General features: G+C 34.3%; 18 protein-coding genes. All 18 read left to right on the forward strand.

Annotated features, from left to right (window positions below):
• The first annotated feature begins 3 nt into the window (after positions 1 to 3).
• Complete coding sequence (locus AM506_RS20420; RefSeq protein ID WP_060674776.1) at positions 4 to 1,167, forward strand: glycosyltransferase family 4 protein; 1,164 nt, start codon at positions 4 to 6, stop codon at positions 1,165 to 1,167.
• On the forward strand, positions 1,130 to 2,197 hold the full coding sequence (locus AM506_RS20425; RefSeq protein WP_060674778.1) for a glycosyltransferase family 2 protein: 1,068 nt from the start codon (positions 1,130 to 1,132) through the stop codon (positions 2,195 to 2,197). The genes AM506_RS20420 and AM506_RS20425 overlap by 38 nt, the downstream gene beginning before the upstream one ends.
• Positions 2,198 to 2,210: 13 nt before the next feature.
• Positions 2,211 to 3,323, forward strand: coding sequence for a glycosyltransferase family 1 protein (locus AM506_RS20430; protein WP_060674780.1), 1,113 nt, complete (start codon positions 2,211 to 2,213; stop codon positions 3,321 to 3,323).
• Positions 3,324 to 3,346: 23 nt separating this feature from the next.
• Positions 3,347 to 4,237, forward strand: coding sequence for a glycosyltransferase family 2 protein (locus AM506_RS20435; protein ID WP_060674782.1), 891 nt, complete (start codon positions 3,347 to 3,349; stop codon positions 4,235 to 4,237).
• Positions 4,238 to 4,261: 24 nt separating this feature from the next.
• Positions 4,262 to 5,338 carry an EpsG family protein gene (locus AM506_RS20440; protein WP_060674784.1) on the forward strand — a complete coding sequence of 359 codons (1,077 nt, stop codon included), beginning with the start codon at positions 4,262 to 4,264 and terminating at the stop codon, positions 5,336 to 5,338.
• An 18-nt stretch (positions 5,339 to 5,356) separates the two neighbouring features.
• Positions 5,357 to 6,394 carry a UDP-glucose 4-epimerase GalE gene (galE, locus tag AM506_RS20445; protein ID WP_060674786.1) on the forward strand — a complete coding sequence of 346 codons (1,038 nt, stop codon included), beginning with the start codon at positions 5,357 to 5,359 and terminating at the stop codon, positions 6,392 to 6,394.
• Between the two features lie 58 nt (positions 6,395 to 6,452).
• Complete coding sequence (locus AM506_RS22865; RefSeq protein ID WP_160316903.1) at positions 6,453 to 6,614, forward strand: hypothetical protein; 162 nt, start codon at positions 6,453 to 6,455, stop codon at positions 6,612 to 6,614.
• A gap of 23 nt (positions 6,615 to 6,637) precedes the next feature.
• Positions 6,638 to 7,222 (forward strand): sugar transferase, encoded by a 585-nt coding sequence (locus AM506_RS20450; protein ID WP_060674809.1) that lies wholly within the window; start codon positions 6,638 to 6,640, stop codon positions 7,220 to 7,222.
• 10 nt (positions 7,223 to 7,232) lie between these two features.
• Positions 7,233 to 7,871, forward strand: coding sequence for an acetyltransferase (locus tag AM506_RS20455; RefSeq protein WP_060674810.1), 639 nt, complete (start codon positions 7,233 to 7,235; stop codon positions 7,869 to 7,871).
• A gap of 18 nt (positions 7,872 to 7,889) precedes the next feature.
• Positions 7,890 to 9,059, forward strand: coding sequence for an aminotransferase class I/II-fold pyridoxal phosphate-dependent enzyme (locus tag AM506_RS20460; protein WP_060674788.1), 1,170 nt, complete (start codon positions 7,890 to 7,892; stop codon positions 9,057 to 9,059).
• A gap of 26 nt (positions 9,060 to 9,085) precedes the next feature.
• A complete protein-coding gene (locus AM506_RS20465; RefSeq protein WP_060674791.1) occupies positions 9,086 to 9,433 on the forward strand; it encodes a helix-turn-helix domain-containing protein in 348 nt (115 codons plus the stop codon).
• 23 nt (positions 9,434 to 9,456) lie between these two features.
• Complete coding sequence (locus AM506_RS20470) at positions 9,457 to 10,191, forward strand: glycosyltransferase family 32 protein (protein ID WP_060674793.1); 735 nt, start codon at positions 9,457 to 9,459, stop codon at positions 10,189 to 10,191.
• A gap of 17 nt (positions 10,192 to 10,208) precedes the next feature.
• On the forward strand, positions 10,209 to 11,417 hold the full coding sequence (locus AM506_RS20475; RefSeq protein ID WP_060674795.1) for a glycosyltransferase: 1,209 nt from the start codon (positions 10,209 to 10,211) through the stop codon (positions 11,415 to 11,417).
• A gap of 62 nt (positions 11,418 to 11,479) precedes the next feature.
• The gene (locus AM506_RS20480; protein ID WP_060674797.1) at positions 11,480 to 12,667 is read left to right on the forward strand and encodes a polysaccharide pyruvyl transferase family protein; all 1,188 of its coding nucleotides are present in this window, start codon (positions 11,480 to 11,482) and stop codon (positions 12,665 to 12,667) included.
• Positions 12,636 to 13,832, forward strand: a complete 1,197-nt coding sequence (locus AM506_RS20485) for a glycosyltransferase (RefSeq protein ID WP_060674799.1) — start codon at positions 12,636 to 12,638, stop codon at positions 13,830 to 13,832. Before AM506_RS20480 ends, AM506_RS20485 begins: the two co-directional genes overlap by 32 nt.
• A 5-nt stretch (positions 13,833 to 13,837) precedes the next feature.
• Positions 13,838 to 15,025, forward strand: a complete 1,188-nt coding sequence (locus tag AM506_RS20490) for a glycosyltransferase (protein ID WP_060674801.1) — start codon at positions 13,838 to 13,840, stop codon at positions 15,023 to 15,025.
• A gap of 18 nt (positions 15,026 to 15,043) precedes the next feature.
• Positions 15,044 to 16,225, forward strand: a complete 1,182-nt coding sequence (locus tag AM506_RS20495; RefSeq protein WP_060674803.1) for a glycoside hydrolase family 88 protein — start codon at positions 15,044 to 15,046, stop codon at positions 16,223 to 16,225.
• 57 nt (positions 16,226 to 16,282) lie between these two features.
• Entirely contained in the window at positions 16,283 to 17,290 is a 1,008-nt protein-coding gene (locus AM506_RS20500; protein WP_268788417.1) for a glycosyltransferase family 2 protein, read from the forward strand.
• The last annotated feature ends 29 nt before the right edge of the window (positions 17,291 to 17,319 follow it).

A 17,319-nucleotide genomic window follows, 5' to 3' on the forward strand; every position in this document is an offset into this window, starting at 1 on the left:
GGAATGGTTCATTCAATACTGTTTTGCGCAACCGTTGACTACCACTTTAAAGCTTTCCATTTACCTTATATGAAATGGTTCAAGGAACAAGGATGGGACGTTCATGTTGCAGCAAGTGGGGGAATCGAGCTTCCTTATGTGGATAAGAAGTTTACGATTCCAATCCAAAGATCACCGTTTGCTCTGACTAACATAAAGGCCTACCAAGAATTAAAAGATATCATAGATCAACATCAGTATAGGCTGATTCATTGCCACACACCTATGGGAGGGGTGCTGGCACGATTGGCAGCTCGAGGGGTAAGAAAAAATGGTACAAAGGTTATCTACACAGCACATGGTTTTCATTTTTGTGAAGGTGCGCCCATTCAAAACTGGATGCTTTATTATCCAATTGAAAAAATGCTGTCACGGTATACAGACTGTCTTATTACGATTAACGAAGAAGACTATACCCTGGCCAAACAACGATTCAATATTCCCTCCATTGAACATGTTCATGGAGTGGGAGTGAACACAGAAACCTTCCAACCTATTTCTGAAAAGGATAAAGCAGAAAGAAAGAAGTCATTTGGATATCAACCAGATGACTTCTTATTATTTTATGCTGCTGAATTCAACGAAAATAAAAACCAACAAATGCTGATTAAAGCGTTAGCCTCCATTAAAGAAGAGGTTCCAAACGCAAAGCTGTTGCTTGCAGGGGAAGGAAACTTACAGAATACATGCAAGGAACTGGCAAAAACGTTAGAAGTTGAACACATGGTCAATTTCCTGGGTTTTCGGAAGGATATACCCGAACTTCTTCCCATGTGTGATGTAGCGGTCGCTTCAAGTCTTCGTGAAGGACTGCCGGTTAATATTCTGGAAGCGATGGCTTGTGGGTTGCCGGTGGTGGCTAGTGGGAATCGAGGGCACAGGGAATTGATAGAGGAGAATAGAAATGGTTATTTAGTAAGTTCAAATGATTACATGCTATTTTCCAATAGATTAAAAGAAATTTCGCGTTCTAGAGAAATTTATCAGCAGCTAAAAAGGGAAAGTAGAACAATGGTAAAAGATTTCTCTCTTGACCAAATTACTAAAGAGCTTAGTGAGATTTATTTAAGATTTATGGTGGAGGATGGTAATGAAGCCCAAAGTAAGTATTATCGTGCCTATTTATAATATGGAAAGTTACTTAACCCGCTGTTTAAACAGCCTTGTGTCTCAAAGCTTAATAGATATTGAGATAATAGCAGTCAATGACGGTTCTACAGATGCCACTATGAAGATCCTAAATGAGTATGCTAGTAAAGATAGGCGAATAAAAGTAATCAATAAGAAAAATGGCGGAGTTTCATCTGCTCGAAATGCAGGGATTCATGCTGCGACCGGTGAATACATAGGATTCGTTGATCCTGATGATTGGGTTGACTATGAGATGTACGAAACCTTGTACCGTACAGCAGTGAGTAGTCAATCAGATACAGTGATGTGTTCTTATATGCGTGAATTTGGAACTCATTCAAGAGAAAAAGTATTTAATTCACCTCATAAAGTCACTTATATAAATGAAGAAGTGAAGAAAAACGTCTTGAGAAGAATCGTCGGTCCCTTGAATAAAGAAATAGGAAATCCTGAATTACTTGATGCTTGGGGAACTGTCTGGTCAAAACTATATCGAGCTGAAGTTATTAAATCGAATCATCTTCAATTCGAAGATCTTAAGCAAATAGGTACGAATGAGGATTCCTTATTTAACATTCAAGCAATCTACCATTCAAATTCCTTTACTTTTCTTAATTCCCCTTTATATCACTACTGGCGAGCAAACACTACCTCTGTTACTTCAGGGTATAAACCTGAATTGGTTGATCAATGGTTTCATTTATATAAAATAATTGAAACCTTCTTAGAAAACAAGAAAATGGGTGAAGAGTATTATATAGCCCTTAATAATCGTATCTGCCTTAATCTATTGGGACTTGGACTCAATTCTCTCAGTGAAGGAAAGAAATTTACCCCTCATAAGAAAATAAAGAACATAAAATTATTGTTAGAAGATTATAGGATTAAGCGTTCGTTCCAACAATTTGATTTATCTCATTTTCCGATTGTTTGGAGGGCTTTTTATTTGTGTGCAAAACTAAGATTTGCTTCAGCTTTTTATTTTATGTTAATCAGTATCGATGTTTTAAGGAAAACTGTCAGATAGGGAGGGAAGGCAATTGGAGCCAATACGTGTTCTTCAAGTAGTTACGATTATGAATCGTGGTGGGCTAGAAACAATGCTTATGAATTATTATAGACAAATGGATCGTACAAAGGTTCAATTTGATTTTATGGTTCATCGAGAGGAAGAAGGAGATTATGACAATGAAATAATTAGAATGGGAGGAAAAATATTTAAAATGCCTCCTATTAGACCTGGGAATTATAGAAAATACTTCAAGGAGTTAGAAGCTTTTTTTTATACTAATAAGAATTATAAAGTCGTACACGCACATATAAATGAAAACAGTGCATTTGTCTTAAAGTACGCAAAACAAGCAAATATTTCTGGTAGGATTGCTCATAGTCATTTGGCGGGGCTGCCGCTAGATTTTAAATTACCTTTTAGGTTATATGCAAAAATGAACCTAAATGAAAATACAAACCATTTCTTTGCTTGTTCTATAGAAGCAGGGGACTGGTTATTTGGTTCAAAAAAGACTAGCGATAGACAAATTAAAGTGTTTAAAAACGCAATTAATTGCAAGGAATTTAGTTTTAACCCACCAGTTAGGAAAAAAGTAAGAGAAGCATTTAAAATTGAAGATAAATTTGTAATAGGTCATGTCGGAAGGTTTAATAGCCAAAAGAACCATTCCTTTTTAATTGATATATTTAGTGAGGTATACAAAAGAAATAATAAAGCTGTTTTGATGTTAGTAGGAGTAGGTAACTTGGAAAGGGAAATTAAACAAAAAGTTAAAAGACTGAATCTTTGTGAGTCAGTTCATTTTCTAGGACTAAGATCGGATATACCAGAGCTAATGCAAGCGATGGATGTATTCTTATTTCCATCCTTCTATGAGGGGCTAGGAGTAGTTCTGATTGAAGCGCAGGCTGCTGGTTTGAAATGTATTACATCTACAGGTACTCCAAAGGAGGCGGATGTTACAGAAACTGTAGAGTTTTTGGACTTGAAAAAACCTGCAGAGTACTGGGCACAAAAAGTTTTAAGAAATACACAAATATATAACCGGAATTTAGATACAAAAAAGCTCATTAATAAAGGATATGATGTCTCTACAAATATTAGTTGGTTAAGTAAGCTATACGTTTCTCATTACCAATAATAATTAACTAGGAGGTGTTCTATTTGTGTATCCTTACTATTTTCACTCCAACATATAATAGAGCATATACATTACACAAATGCTATGAAAGCCTTAGGCGACAAACGAATGATGACTTTATTTGGCTCATCATAGATGATGGCTCCACTGATAATACAAAAGATTTGGTGGATATCTGGAAAAAGGAGAGTAGTTTTAAAATTGTTTATTCTTATCAAGAAAACCAAGGTATGCATGGAGCCCATAATACGGCATATAAGTTAATTAATACTGAGTTAAATGTCTGTATAGACTCTGATGACTATATGCCAAATAATGCGGTAGAAAAAATCCTTAATTTTTGGAGTGAAAATGGTAGTAGTGAAGTCAGTGGTTTTGTAGCCTTAGATGCTTTTAGCGATGGTCGCGTGGTAGGAACAAAGTTACCAGGGTTAATAAAAAAATCTACATTGTTTAATCTCTATCAGAAACATGGGGTTAAGGGGGATAAAAAACTTGTTTACCGAAGTGAATTGACAAAGAAATACCCTTATCCCGTTTTTAAAGGAGAAAATTATGTAGGCCTTACTTATAAATATTTCATGTTAGATAAAAAGTATGAAATGTTACTTTTAAATGAAGTTTTATGCTATGTAGAGTACCTTCCTGACGGATCATCTCTAAATATGCTAAATCAGTATAAAAAGAACCCAAAAGGGTTTGCTTTCTTTCGAAAAGAATTGATGAAACTACCCTTTGCCAATATGAAGTATAAATATCGGCAAGCCATTCATTATGTTTCCAGTAGTTTTTTATGTCAAAATAAAAACTTTATTAATGATTCTTCTAATAAACCGTTAACTCTACTAGCTCTTCCTTTTGGATTTTTATTATATATATATATTTCTAGAAAAGGAAAAATCGTAGCAAGTTAGCCAAAATTTGAAAGGGTTTTATTTATGACAGTATTATGGATAAATCTATTTTTAGTTTTTATTTTTGCTTTTTTTGGAAGGTATTCAACTGCTGTAAATGGAGCAACAACATTTCCAGTAAGTATTAAGCCACATAAACTTTTGGTCTTCGGGTCTTTACTTTCAATAGTGCTTGTATCAGGGTTAAGATCAAATATAGGAGATACTTACTTCTACATGCATTCTTATAATATCAGCCAATTCACATGGGATTCAGTAATAAGCCAACATGATATTGGATTTGGTATTCTGCAAATGATGTTAAAAAATTATATTTCAATGGATCCACAAATTCTCATTTTCACTACAGCCTTAATAACTAATTTACTTATTGTAAGCGTGCTTTATAAATACTCTAGAATGCTTGAAATGAGCCTATATGTATATATTACAGGTGGATTATATCTAGTCTCAATGAATGGTATTAGACAACTTCTAGCAGCCTCCATAATATTTACTGCAACAAAGTATTTAATTGATGGTAACTGGCCTAAATATTTTCTCATTGTCATTATTGCTTCATTCTTTCATCAAAGTGCTCTTATTTTATTTCCAATATATTTCTTAGTTCGGTCGAAGGCATGGTCAAAATCAACTTCAGTGCTTATCATTCTTGCTTTAATTATTGTAGTCGGATTTGATCAGTTTTCTTCTATTTTGTTTACAGCTATAGAAGATACTCAATACGGACACTACAAAGACTTTGCTGAAGGAGGGGCAAATATCCTCAGAGTAGCCGTGGAGTTGGTACCTATTATTATTGCTTATCTTGGTAGGGATAAGTTAAGAGAAATCTTTCCCGATAGTGATGTGATTGTCAATATGGCACTGCTCGGACTAGTGTTTATGCTGATTTCTACTCAAAATTGGATCTTTGCCCGGTTTTCCATTTACTTTAGTTTATATCAATTAATCCTGATATCCTGGATTATTAAAGTATTTAAAAAGAAGGATCGAAAAATTATTTATCTTGGGATAGTCAGTTGTTATTTTCTGTATTACTTTTATGAAAATGTTATAAGTTTAAACATTCTTTATGAAAGTGACTATTTAAGTTGGTAAATAGAATGGAGGATCAATATGGCTATATTGATTACTGGTGGAGCTGGTTATATCGGCAGCCACACATGCATTGAACTATTGAATGCAGGCTATGACATTATCGTAGTGGACAATTTTTCAAACAGCAAACCTGAAGCACTCAAGAGGGTTTCAGAGATAACGAGAAAATATTTTAGAACTTATTGCTTGGATTTGCAAAACCGGGAAGGACTTGAAAAGGTATTTACAGATAACCAGATTGAGGCTGTTATTCACTTTGCAGGCTCCAAGGCGGTTGGGGAATCGGTTCATTTTCCACTGAAATATTATGAAAATAACATGAATAGCACCATCACCCTCTGTGAAGTAATGAAAAAGTACAATGTAAATAAGCTAGTTTTCAGTTCATCAGCCACTGTATATGGTGCGACCGATACGGTACCGATTACCGAGGGAACCCCTTTAAAAGCTACAAACCCATACGGTCGTACGAAGCAGATGACCGAAGAGCTATTGCAGGACCTTTATGACTCAGATCATCATTGGAGTATTGCCCTGCTTCGCTATTTTAATCCTGTTGGAGCTCATGAGAGTGGACGGATTGGGGAAGATCCAAATGGAACTCCGAACAATCTCATGCCATTTATTTCTCAAGTAGCGATTGGTAAGCTGGAAAAACTCCAAGTGTTCGGAGACGATTATCCAACAGTAGACGGCACCGGGGTAAGAGATTATATTCATGTTGTAGACTTGGCCCTTGGTCATGTCAAAGCCCTGGAAAGACTTCTTACTACTAGCGGAATCGATGCCTATAATTTAGGTACCGGTAAAGGGTACAGTGTTCTTGAAGTTATATCTGCATACGAAAAAGCCGCAGGGAAATCCATTCCATATACCGTTGTGGAAAAACGGCCGGGAGATGTAGCCATTTGTTATGCTGATACATTAAAAGCGAAAGAAAAACTAAACTGGGAAGCGGCTAAAGGGATAGACGAGATGTGTAAGGATGCATGGCGATGGCAAGAGATTAATCCACTCGGATACGACAAACAAACCCAAATGTTAGTGAAGAACTAGGCACAGGTGCTATTCATAAGCAGCTGCTTTTTTAATGTTCAAATTAAGGAGAAGAACCATGAATATAACTGAAAATCTAACAGTAGAAGATCTTCAGGAACTATTAAAAACAGTGTATCAAAAAGGTATTCAATCAGAAGAAGTGAATACCAGGGACTTTTTAGATGAAATAAAAGAAAGCATCATCACCCTTTGTACTTCAAATAAGATAGATAACTGATATCAAGGAAGTGATTTCAAATGATCAAACGAATGATTGATATTAGTGTTTCTTTGATTCTGCTACTGGTCTTGATTCCATTAATGGTTCCGATCCTTATAGGGATCAAGATTAATATGGGCTCACCTCTATTGTTTTGTCAGCAACGGCCAGGGCTATACGGAAAACCATTCATACTAAATAAATTCAGAACCATGTTAAATGGAGAGGGTATAGCTGATGAACTGAGATTGACTCCGCTTGGAAGGTTTCTTAGAAAATATAGTCTTGATGAATTCCCCCAGCTAATTAATGTACTGAAAGGTGATATGAGTTTAGTAGGCCCAAGGCCATTGTTAATGGAGTATCTGCCACTTTATTCTAAAGAACAATACATTCGGCATCACGCGAAGCCCGGAATAACAGGATGGGCTCAGGTAAACGGGAGGAATGCAATCTCATGGGAAGAAAAATTCTTGTTGGATGTTTGGTACGTGAAAAATCAAAGTTTCCTTCTCGATATGAAAATTCTTGCCAAAACACTCATCAAAGTAATCAAAAAAGAGGGAATCACTCAACAAGGTCATGTGACGATGGAAAAGTTCAGAGGATCGAAAGAAGTGGTCTGATTTGAAGGTCATGATGATCGGAAATGGTGGGCATAGTAAAGTCGTTCAAGAGATGGTTGCCAGACAGGGCGAATACAAGGTTCATGCCATAGTAGATGACAAATACCAAAGTGAGGAGATCGTTGACGGGATTGTTTATGCTCCATTGACATCGATTCATAGAATACTGGAAAAAGAGATGAAAGTCGTCGTAGCGATTGGCAGTAATATGGTGAGAAAGCATGTTGTAAGGAAGTTAAAGCTTCCTGGTGAGCGGTATTTAACCGTCATTGATCCTACTGCAGTAGTAAGTAATTCGGCAACAGTTGGTAATGGAACAGTTGTTATGCCAAAAGCTGTGATCAATGCAGATGCCCATATCCATGATCACTGTATCATCAACACCGGAGCTGTCATTGAACATGATAACTCAGTATGGGATTACTCACATATTTCCCCTCAAGCCACATTAACAGGAAACGTAACAATCGACGAAGGTGTACATATAGGAGCTGCTGTTACAATCATTCCTGGTGTGAAAGTCGGGGAATGGTCGATCATTGGAGCCGGGGCGACAGTCATTCGATCTGTTCCTGCTCATAGTAAGGCAGTGGGGACACCAGCCAGGATCATCGATAGGGGCCTTGGAGTAGTGAAAGATATCATGTAGAGAAAAGGTGGTTGTTAGATGAAGAAGCCGAGAATCTACCTTTCCCCTCCGCATATGAGTGGAAGGGAACAAGAATATATTAAGGAAGCCTTCAGGACCAATTGGATTGCCCCATTAGGTCCGAATGTGGACGCATTTGAAAAAGAGTTAGCCTCTTATGTAGGAGCCAGTGAAGCGGTGGCCGTTAATTCGGGAACATCCGCGATCCACTTGGCTCTTTCTTTATTGGGAGTCACCCAGGGGGATACCGTTTTCTGTTCAACACTGACATTTGTGGCGAGTGCGAATCCCATTCTATATCAAGGGGCAGAGCCGGTTTTTATAGACTCGGACTACGATTCATGGAATATGTCTCCCCAGGCGCTTCAACGGGCATTACAAGACGCTGCTCTTCAAGGAAAGCTTCCAAAAGCGGTCATCATTGTGAATTTATATGGTCAAAATGCGAAAATGGATGAACTTCTTACTCTCTGTGAACACTATCAGGTTCCAGTTGTAGAAGATGCAGCCGAGTCACTGGGCTCCACTTATAAGGGAAAACCTAGCGGGACATTTGGGCATTTTGGAGTCTACTCATTTAACGGAAATAAAATTATCACAACATCCGGCGGGGGCATGCTGGTTTCCAACGATGTTGAGTCTTTGCAGAAAGCACGTTTCCTGGCCACCCAGGCAAGAGACCCGGCCCCATATTATCAGCATAGCCAGGTGGGTCACAATTACAGACTGAGTAATATCTTAGCCGGTGTTGGGAGAGCCCAATTGGAGGTAATCGATGAAAGGGTAAAAGCCAGAAGGCTCATTTTTGATCGTTACCAGCAATCTCTATCTCATATCCCGGGTATCTCATTCATGCCGGAATTAGATAATAGTATTACAAACAGGTGGCTTACTACCTTTACCATTGATGAGATAGAAACAGGAATAACATCATCTCAGTTAATTGAAGCAATGGAAAAAGAAAATATTGAAGCACGTCCAGTATGGAAACCTCTCCATATGCAGCCGTTATTTAAGGAGGCAACTTACTTCTCCCATAGTGAAGATGAAGATGTCGCTCAGCAATTGTTTTCAAGAGGTGTTTGTCTTCCATCAGGATCAAGCATGACGGAAGAAGAACAAATGAGAATTATTGAGTGTTTAATGAATACGATTGAAGGTGTGTACGCAAGGCAGGATATAATATGATGTCAAAAAATATGAGGTAAAGATGAATGATAGGTTCAAATATAAGTACGATTCGAAAACGCAGAGGACTCACTTTATCCGAACTTGCAGATCGGGCAAATGTCTCTAAATCCTATCTGAGTAATTTAGAGAGGAACTTAAATAAGAATCCCTCTATTCAAGTAATAGAGAAAATCTCGACTGTATTAGACGTGGATTTAACAACCATTCTTCAATTTAATTCACCTGAAGAAAACAGGGAACTCCTTGAGAGCGAATGGCTGGACTTTATAAATGAATTGAAGGATTCAGGAATTGAGAAAGAGCAATTACAACAATATAAAGCGGTGATTGAATTTATAAAGTGGCAGAATCATAAGGTTGAGGAAAAATAATATGTTGGGAGGAGGAGAATACTCTGGTGAGCAATAATATACCTAATACGATTCACTATTGCTGGTTTGGAGGAAAGGAAAAGCCGGACATAGTAAAAAGATGTTTGGATAGTTGGAAAAAGCACTTGCATGATTACGAAATAATTGAATGGAATGAAAGTAATTTTAACATTACTCAAAATGCATATGTAAAACAAGCTTATGATTCTAGAAAATATGCATTTGTCAGTGATTATGTAAGAGTGTATGCGCTGTACAATTACGGGGGGATATATTTAGATACAGATGTAGAAGTTTTTAAATCATTCGACGATCTATTACACCATGAATCTTTCTGGGGGTTCGAGCAAGGCAACTTTGTTGCAACTAGCACAATTGGAGCAACAAAAGAGAACCCTTTAATCAAATTGTTTTTAGATTCATATGAATCAAGGACATTTATTAGAGATGACGGAAGTTTTGATGAGTTGACTAATGTAGCTACCGTAACAAGTATTTTAAAAGATATGGGACTGAAACGGGACGGGAACTATCAAGAAATTAAAGATATAGGGGCATTTTATCCTCAATCTTTTTTTTCTCCCTACGATTACATCAATTGTAGATCTATGAAAAATGAAAATACGTATGCTATGCATCATTTTTATAAAAGCTGGTTACCGTTTAGGGCTAAAATTAAAAACAATGTTAAGAAATTAATTTCTAAAATTATAGGCGGAGATAGCGTTGAAAAACTAAGAAAGTTAACGTCTAACTAATTAGGTGGATGAAATTGATGAAAAATGTACTGATTGCCTCCTTTGATATGGAGGTTGGTGGAGTTGAAAGAAGTTTAGTTAGCATGTTAAATAATTTTGATTATAAAAGTCACAAAATTGATTTAATGTTATATAGTCATACCGGCGATTTTTTAGATCAGCTTCCCAAAGAATCTAATCTTCTACCTGAGAACCCTGAGTATAAGAGTTTCAGGTTACCTATATTAGCATTGGTTAAAAACAGAAGAATAAGATTAGCAATGTCTAGGTTAATGGCTAAGTATAGGGCAAGCTTGCATAGAGCATCTGAAAATGGATATAGACAAATGCAGTATATGTGGAAGTATTCAATTTCTTACTTACCAAAGCTAGAAAAAGAATATGATGTAGCTATTAGTTATTTATGGCCACATTATTTTGTTGCAGAGAAAGTAAAAGCTAAAAAAAAGATAGCTTGGATCCACACCGATTATTCTACGATAGACACAGATAAAGAAATTGATGTGTTAATGTGGGATAAGTTCAACTTTATCATTGCTGTATCAGATGAGTGTAAAGAAGCATTTGTTAAAAAATACCCATGTTTAGAAGAAAAGACTTTAGTAATTGAAAATATTAATTCTCCAGAAGTTATCACCTCATTGGCAGGAGAAAAAGTTGATAACCCAATGATAAGAGACCCCAGGTTTAAAATAGTTACCATTGCTCGTTTGTCTCATGCAAAGGGGATTGATAACGCAGTCAAAGCTTTGAGAATGCTTATAGATCAAGGCCATAAGAATATAGCGTGGTATGTTGTAGGTAATGGGGGTGATGAACAGAAAATTAAAAATCTAATAAAGAAGAATAAACTTGAAAATAATTTTTTCTTATTAGGAAAAAAAATAAATCCCTATCCTTATTTAATTGAAGCAGATATTTATGTCCAACCATCCAGATATGAAGGTAAGGCAGTTACCGTTACAGAAGCAAAAATTCTAGGTAAACCAATACTTGTAACTAATTTTCCAACCGCCAAGAGTCAGTTGAATAACGGAATTGAAGGTATAATATGTGATTTAAGCGTTGAGGGGATATCTAAAGGTATTTTAAGTATGTATGAAGATAAATTTAAAAGAGATAGTCTTAGAGAATATCTACTAATGCAAGATTATAGAAATAATAAAGAATTAGATAAATTGTATATTACTATTGATAAAAATTATAAAAAAGAATTAGGAACGTAATATACAAAATAGCGAGTAAAATTTTGCTAGAAATAAACACAAAATAAAAAGGAGGAATAAACTTGAATATATTAATGTTATTTCATGGGGGAAGTCAAAATAGAGGGTGTGAAGCAATTGTACGTTCATCGACATCATTAATAAAAGAAAATATTGAAGACTCAAAAGTATTTTTGGTCTCTGGGAAACCTGAAACGGATGAATGTATATCATGTCTGGACGGAATTTATAATGGAGTAGACACTCCATTGATTAAATATTCTTATAGTTGGATATTCTCTTCTCTTAAGGTCAAATTATTAAAGGACGAATCATTTGCTTTTGGGAAAATTCATAAAAACATAATAAAACATATTAACAAGGCTGATGTATGTTTATCAATAGGTGGGGATAACTATTGTTATGGTGAACAACCAGGTTGGTATGAAATAGATAGGAGGATTAAAGCTCAAGGAAAGAAGTTAGTTTTATGGGGATGCTCTATTGGGGAAGAGGATTTATCTCAAAGAAAACTTGAAGACTTAAAACTATTTGATCTTATTTTGGCACGTGAAACCCTTACATATAATCTATTAAAGAATAAAGGATTAACTAGTGTGAAGTTATGTGCAGATTCAGCATTTACAATGCAGAAAGAAGAATTACCTTTACCAAAGGGGTGGAAAAAAGGGAATACAATTGGAATAAATTATAGTCCTCTTGTTTGGAAAAGAAATAAAGAATCAAAGCAAGCCTTGATCAACCTTATTGAATATATAATTACAGATACTGATATGACAATTGCTCTTACTCCCCATGTGATAGAAAATGGAAATAACGATTATGAAATACTTCTTTCTTTCTATGAATACTTCAAGCATACAGATAGAGTGATAATTTTACCCAATGATTTAAATGCAATGCAGTATAAAGGGTATATTGCTAGAATGAGATTCTTTATTGGGGCAAGGACACATTCTACTATTGCAGCATACTCCAGTTGCGTTCCCACAATGGTGTTAGGATACAGCGTGAAATCTAGAGGGATATCTAAGGACATTTTCGGGGAAGAAAAATTAGTATTAGGTATTGGGGAAATATCCGATAGTGACGTATTGCAAAACAAATTTAATGAATTAATGATTGAAGAAACTCAACTTAAAGAAAAACTAATTAAATCAATTCCGAATATTCAGATAATGTCTAATAAAGCAGTAGAATATTTAAATGAGGTATGCTATGAAAAAGAACCTTCTATTTGTTATTCCTAGTCTGGAAGTCGGTGGCGGAGAGAAAAGCCTTGTCAATTTATTGGCACAAATAGATTATGATTTATATAATGTGGATTTATTTCTCTTTAATCATTCTGGATTGTTTCTTAAACTAGTGCCGCAATCAGTAAGAATTTTGGGTATGCAAAATAATTATCATGTATTTACACAATCCCTTATTAAGTCAATATGTTCTTTTATATTAAAAGGGAAGGTGAATATGGCATTTAATAGATTAATGTTTTCTACTAAAAATAGAATATTAAAAAATAAAGCAATTTCTGAACAATATTCATGGCGGAATTTGAGCTCATCTCTGAATGGTTTAGAAAAACAATATGACCTTGCAATAGGATATCTTGAAAAGTCGTCAATTTATTTTGTAGTGGATAAAGTAATAGCTAAGAAGAAAGTTGGATGGATCCATACTAATTATTCAAGTTCAGGAATGGATAGCAATTTTGATTACTCATTTTTTAAAAAATTAGATACTATTGTAACTGTATCTGAGGAGTGTCGCAAATCAATTGAAGAAAACTTTAAAGAACTCGAAAAGAAAATTAGAGTTATAAAAAATATAGTATCACCAAATGTTATTAAAACACTTTCAAATGAGAAGATTTACATTGAAGATGAAACGAAAAACAAAAGTATAAATATTATAACGGTGGCAAGATTAAGCTATGAAAAAGGTTTAGATTTAGCAATAAGTGCCTGTGAAAAGTTAATAATTAACGGGTATAAAGTCCAATGGATGGTGTTGGGAGAAGGGAAAGAAAGGTCAAAGTTAGAAGAATTAATAAAAGCAAAAGGTCTAACTAAAAATTTCAAATTAATGGGCAATAAAGAAAACCCCTATCCTTTTATTAAAAATTCAGATATTTATGTACAACCGTCTAGATATGAAGGCAAGTCAATTGCGCTAGATGAAGCTAAGATATTAAATAAACCAATAGTTACAACTAATTTTGAAACTGCTGTAGATCAGATACTACATGAGGTCAATGGATTATTGGTGGATATAAGTGAACAAGGGTTATTTTCGGGAGTAGAGAGACTTTTAAACAATAAACAACTTAGAGATAAGTTTATATTTAATTTGTCAAAAGAAAAATTAGGTACTGAAGAAGAAATTTCTAAGTTATATGAACTCTTGGAGGATTGATCTAAATGAAAAAAAACATCCTGTTCATTATGAATAACTTAAACTGTGGAGGTGCAGAAAAAGCTCTTATCTCCCTTTTAGAATCAATAGACTATAATGAGTATGATGTGGACTTGTTTTTATTTAAACATGAAGGGATATTCCTTGAAAGAATACCCAGCAGAGTATGCTTACTAGAAGAACCTAAAGAATATAGGTTCTTTGACATGTCGTTTAAACAAGCCATCATAGATTCTTTGAAGAAAGGTAAATTTGACGTTGCTATTTTAAGAGTACTTGCAGGATATGTATTTAAAAAAGAGAAAAATGGAGTTTTATGCGAACAAAAGGTATGGAAATATATATCTAAATCTTTAAGTAGGATCAATAAAAAGTATGAAGCAGCAGTAGGGTATCTTGAAAAGAGCCCTATTTATTTTTGTATTGATAAGGTAGACGCAAAAAGGAAAATAGGATTTATACACAATGACTACAATAAACTTGGAATGGATTCAACAATTGATAATAAATATTTTAAGAAGTTAGATAAAATTATTACTGTTTCACAAGAGTGCGCCACTGTTTTAAGAAAAGAGTTTGAAATTTACAGCAATAAAATAGAGGTCATGCATAACATAATTTCTCCAAATATTATTAAAAAAATGTCTTATTTACATTCAGGTATTATGCAAGGAGGCATTAAAATAGTATCTGTTGGAAGGTTAACTCAACAAAAAGGATTTGAATTAGCAATAGATGCATGCAAAACCTTAGTAGAAGAAGGGTACGATATAAAATGGTATGTAATTGGGGATGGTAATGAAAGAAGAAAAATAGAAAACTTAATAGAAAAACATAATCTCCAAGAGCGTTTTATTTTGTTAGGAATTAAAGATAACCCTTATCCTTATATTAGAGAGTCTGATATTTATGTTCAGCCTTCAAGATTTGAAGGGAAATCGATTGCTATTGACGAAGCTAAGATTTTAAACAAACCCATCATAGTAACTAATTTCAGTACTGCAAAAGATCAAATTAATCACGAAGAGAACGGATTAATTGTAGGAATGAATGGTCCTTCAATTGTAGCAGGAATAAAAAGATTATGTAACGATGAAAGTTTAAGAAGTAGATTAATACACAATTTATCACAAGCGGATCTTGGGACTGAATCAGAAATTCTTAAACTATATGAATTCATAGAAGCTGGATAGAAAAGGGGGTATATTCTAATGCCAATAACCATAATTGTATTTTTATGTATATTTTTATTAATAGGTTTAATAGCTTTTTTTGATTTCTATCCTGTCTTGAAAGAATGGTTGGGGAGAATTTATATAGGGAGAATTAACGATAAAAGAAGATGGAATGATATGATTACTAGCATTGGTATTAGGTGGTTAAATAACACTCCAAAGATTAAGGTTACTGATAACAACAGGCTGGTAATTATTGAAATACTAAAACGTAATTATTCACATAGAGCAATTCAACATTGGCAAGAAGCTGCGATATTATTAGGATTAAATGAGTACTTTAAAAAAAGTGGTGATAAAAAAGTTATTCAAGAAATCAATGAATACCTTTTTTCAAAATTAGATAAAAGTGGTCAATGGATACACAAGCCCAATAATGTCGATGCTGCTATATTAGCATACGCAATCATGAAGTTAGATTTTATTGATTCAAATAATATTAAGAACGCTTTAGATTACACTTGGAGTATGATAAAAGAGCATATTGGTGAAGATGGGACAGTGCAATACAGAAGGGGGATGGAAAAAAACAGGTATGTAGATACCATTGGATTTATATGTCCATTTTTAATATGTTATGGCATCAAGTTTAAAAAAAGTGAGTGCATAGAATTAGCTATGAAGCAAATTCAGGAATTTGAACTACATGGAATGTTAGATCAAAGTAGTATACCTTTTCATGCTTACAATATAGACAATAAAATTCCACTAGGGCTATATGGTTGGGGGAGAGGCATGGGTTGGTATGCGATTGGATTAATAGATTCATGGAGTGAGTTACCTAATAATAATAAATATAAAAAAGCGTTGGAGGCCAGTGTAATTAAATTTGCTCGAGATGCAATAAAATTCCAACAGCCCAATGGGGGGTGGAATTGGGCTGCTCCAAGAGATGAAACTAGAGGAGATTCTTCAACAACGGCAACCCTAGCATGGTTTATGGCTAATGCATCTCATATTAAAGTCATTTCAAATGAATGTGCAGCAAGTACTGAAAAAGCATTAGATTATTTAAGGAGGGTCACTCGAAGGAACGGTGAAGTAGACTTTTCTCAAGGTGATACTAAAGATATAGGAGTATATTCTATGCACTTCAGTATTCTTCCATTCACTCAAGGGTTCAGCATAAGATGCATGAATTATATATTTAATGAATAGAAATTCTGGGAATACACGCACGGGGGTGATATTATCAGTCAATTAATAAGTTTTATAATTCCAGTATTTAATGGGGAAAGATATTTATCTAGATGTATTAATTCAATTCGTCAAAAAGCAAGTGAAAACATCGAAATAATTTTAATTAATGATGGTTCTACTGATAATAGTGGAAAAATCTGTGATGAGTTTGCTAAAAAAGACGAAAGTATATCAGTTAAACATATACAAAATAGTGGAGTATCCATTGCAAGAAATATTGGAATTAGTATGTCGAGGGGATCATGGTTGTTTTTCTTAGACTGTGATGATTATATAGAACAGGATACAATAGATATAATAAATAAATGTATATCAACAAATAATCAATATGACATGATATTGGGAAGTTTTAATTACGTAAGGAAGTACAGTATAGATTACATTGAAAACAGATACTATTCTACTGAGGGGGTTAGTCTAGTACCAGAATATGGTTTGTGGAAAGTGAAAATTTTAATGGGATCATTTGTAGTAAAAAGAGCTGTAGTAATAAACAATAAAATTTCATTTAATGAAAATACTTTATATGGGGAAGATGTTGAGTTTATTAATTATTGTTTGATTAACTCAAAAGAGGTAAAAGTAATTCCTAATCCATTTTTTAATTACAATATTCACGAAGAGTCTGCGATTGGGAAGGTCAATTTTAGAAGATTTGACTCCTTCGAGGCAAGGAGTAGAACCTTGAATTATATAAGAGAAAGGCACCCAGAGAAACATAATATAGAACAGTTGTACACTCAAATTTTATTACCTGAAGCTATTATTGAGAATATAATTCTTCTTTGTAGAAACGGAAAAAATTTATATAAAATTAAAAAATTCTTATTGCAAAAAAATTATTACAGTATATTACAGTCAGCTGAAGATAGTGAATTCACTCCAGACTATTTAAAAATAAAGATCAGAAAATTCTTAAAAAACGAGAGACTTATGTGGGTAGAATACTTTATAATTGATCTTTATTATAAATTTCGTGAAAACTTGGGTTTATTCAAAAGGAGGATTTTCGGGTGGAAATAACATTATTTCCTCCCATATACAATTGAAAT

The organism is Rossellomorea vietnamensis (assembly GCF_001305855.1).
Taxonomy (GTDB): Bacteria; Bacillota; Bacilli; order Bacillales; family Bacillaceae_B; genus Rossellomorea; species Rossellomorea vietnamensis_A.

Coding starts and splice junctions, on each gene's coding strand:
- AM506_RS20420 (WP_060674776.1), top strand. CDS start 4: ATGGTTCATTCAATACTGTTTTGCGCAACCGTTGACTACCACTTTAAA.
- AM506_RS20425 (WP_060674778.1), top strand. CDS start 1,130: ATGAAGCCCAAAGTAAGTATTATCGTGCCTATTTATAATATGGAAAGT.
- AM506_RS20440 (WP_060674784.1), top strand. CDS start 4,262: ATGACAGTATTATGGATAAATCTATTTTTAGTTTTTATTTTTGCTTTT.
- galE (WP_060674786.1), top strand. CDS start 5,357: ATGGCTATATTGATTACTGGTGGAGCTGGTTATATCGGCAGCCACACA.
- AM506_RS22865 (WP_160316903.1), top strand. CDS start 6,453: ATGAATATAACTGAAAATCTAACAGTAGAAGATCTTCAGGAACTATTA.
- AM506_RS20455 (WP_060674810.1), top strand. CDS start 7,233: ATGATGATCGGAAATGGTGGGCATAGTAAAGTCGTTCAAGAGATGGTT.
- AM506_RS20460 (WP_060674788.1), top strand. CDS start 7,890: ATGAAGAAGCCGAGAATCTACCTTTCCCCTCCGCATATGAGTGGAAGG.
- AM506_RS20465 (WP_060674791.1), top strand. CDS start 9,086: ATGATAGGTTCAAATATAAGTACGATTCGAAAACGCAGAGGACTCACT.
- AM506_RS20475 (WP_060674795.1), top strand. CDS start 10,209: ATGAAAAATGTACTGATTGCCTCCTTTGATATGGAGGTTGGTGGAGTT.
- AM506_RS20485 (WP_060674799.1), top strand. CDS start 12,636: ATGAAAAAGAACCTTCTATTTGTTATTCCTAGTCTGGAAGTCGGTGGC.
- AM506_RS20490 (WP_060674801.1), top strand. CDS start 13,838: ATGAAAAAAAACATCCTGTTCATTATGAATAACTTAAACTGTGGAGGT.
- AM506_RS20495 (WP_060674803.1), top strand. CDS start 15,044: ATGCCAATAACCATAATTGTATTTTTATGTATATTTTTATTAATAGGT.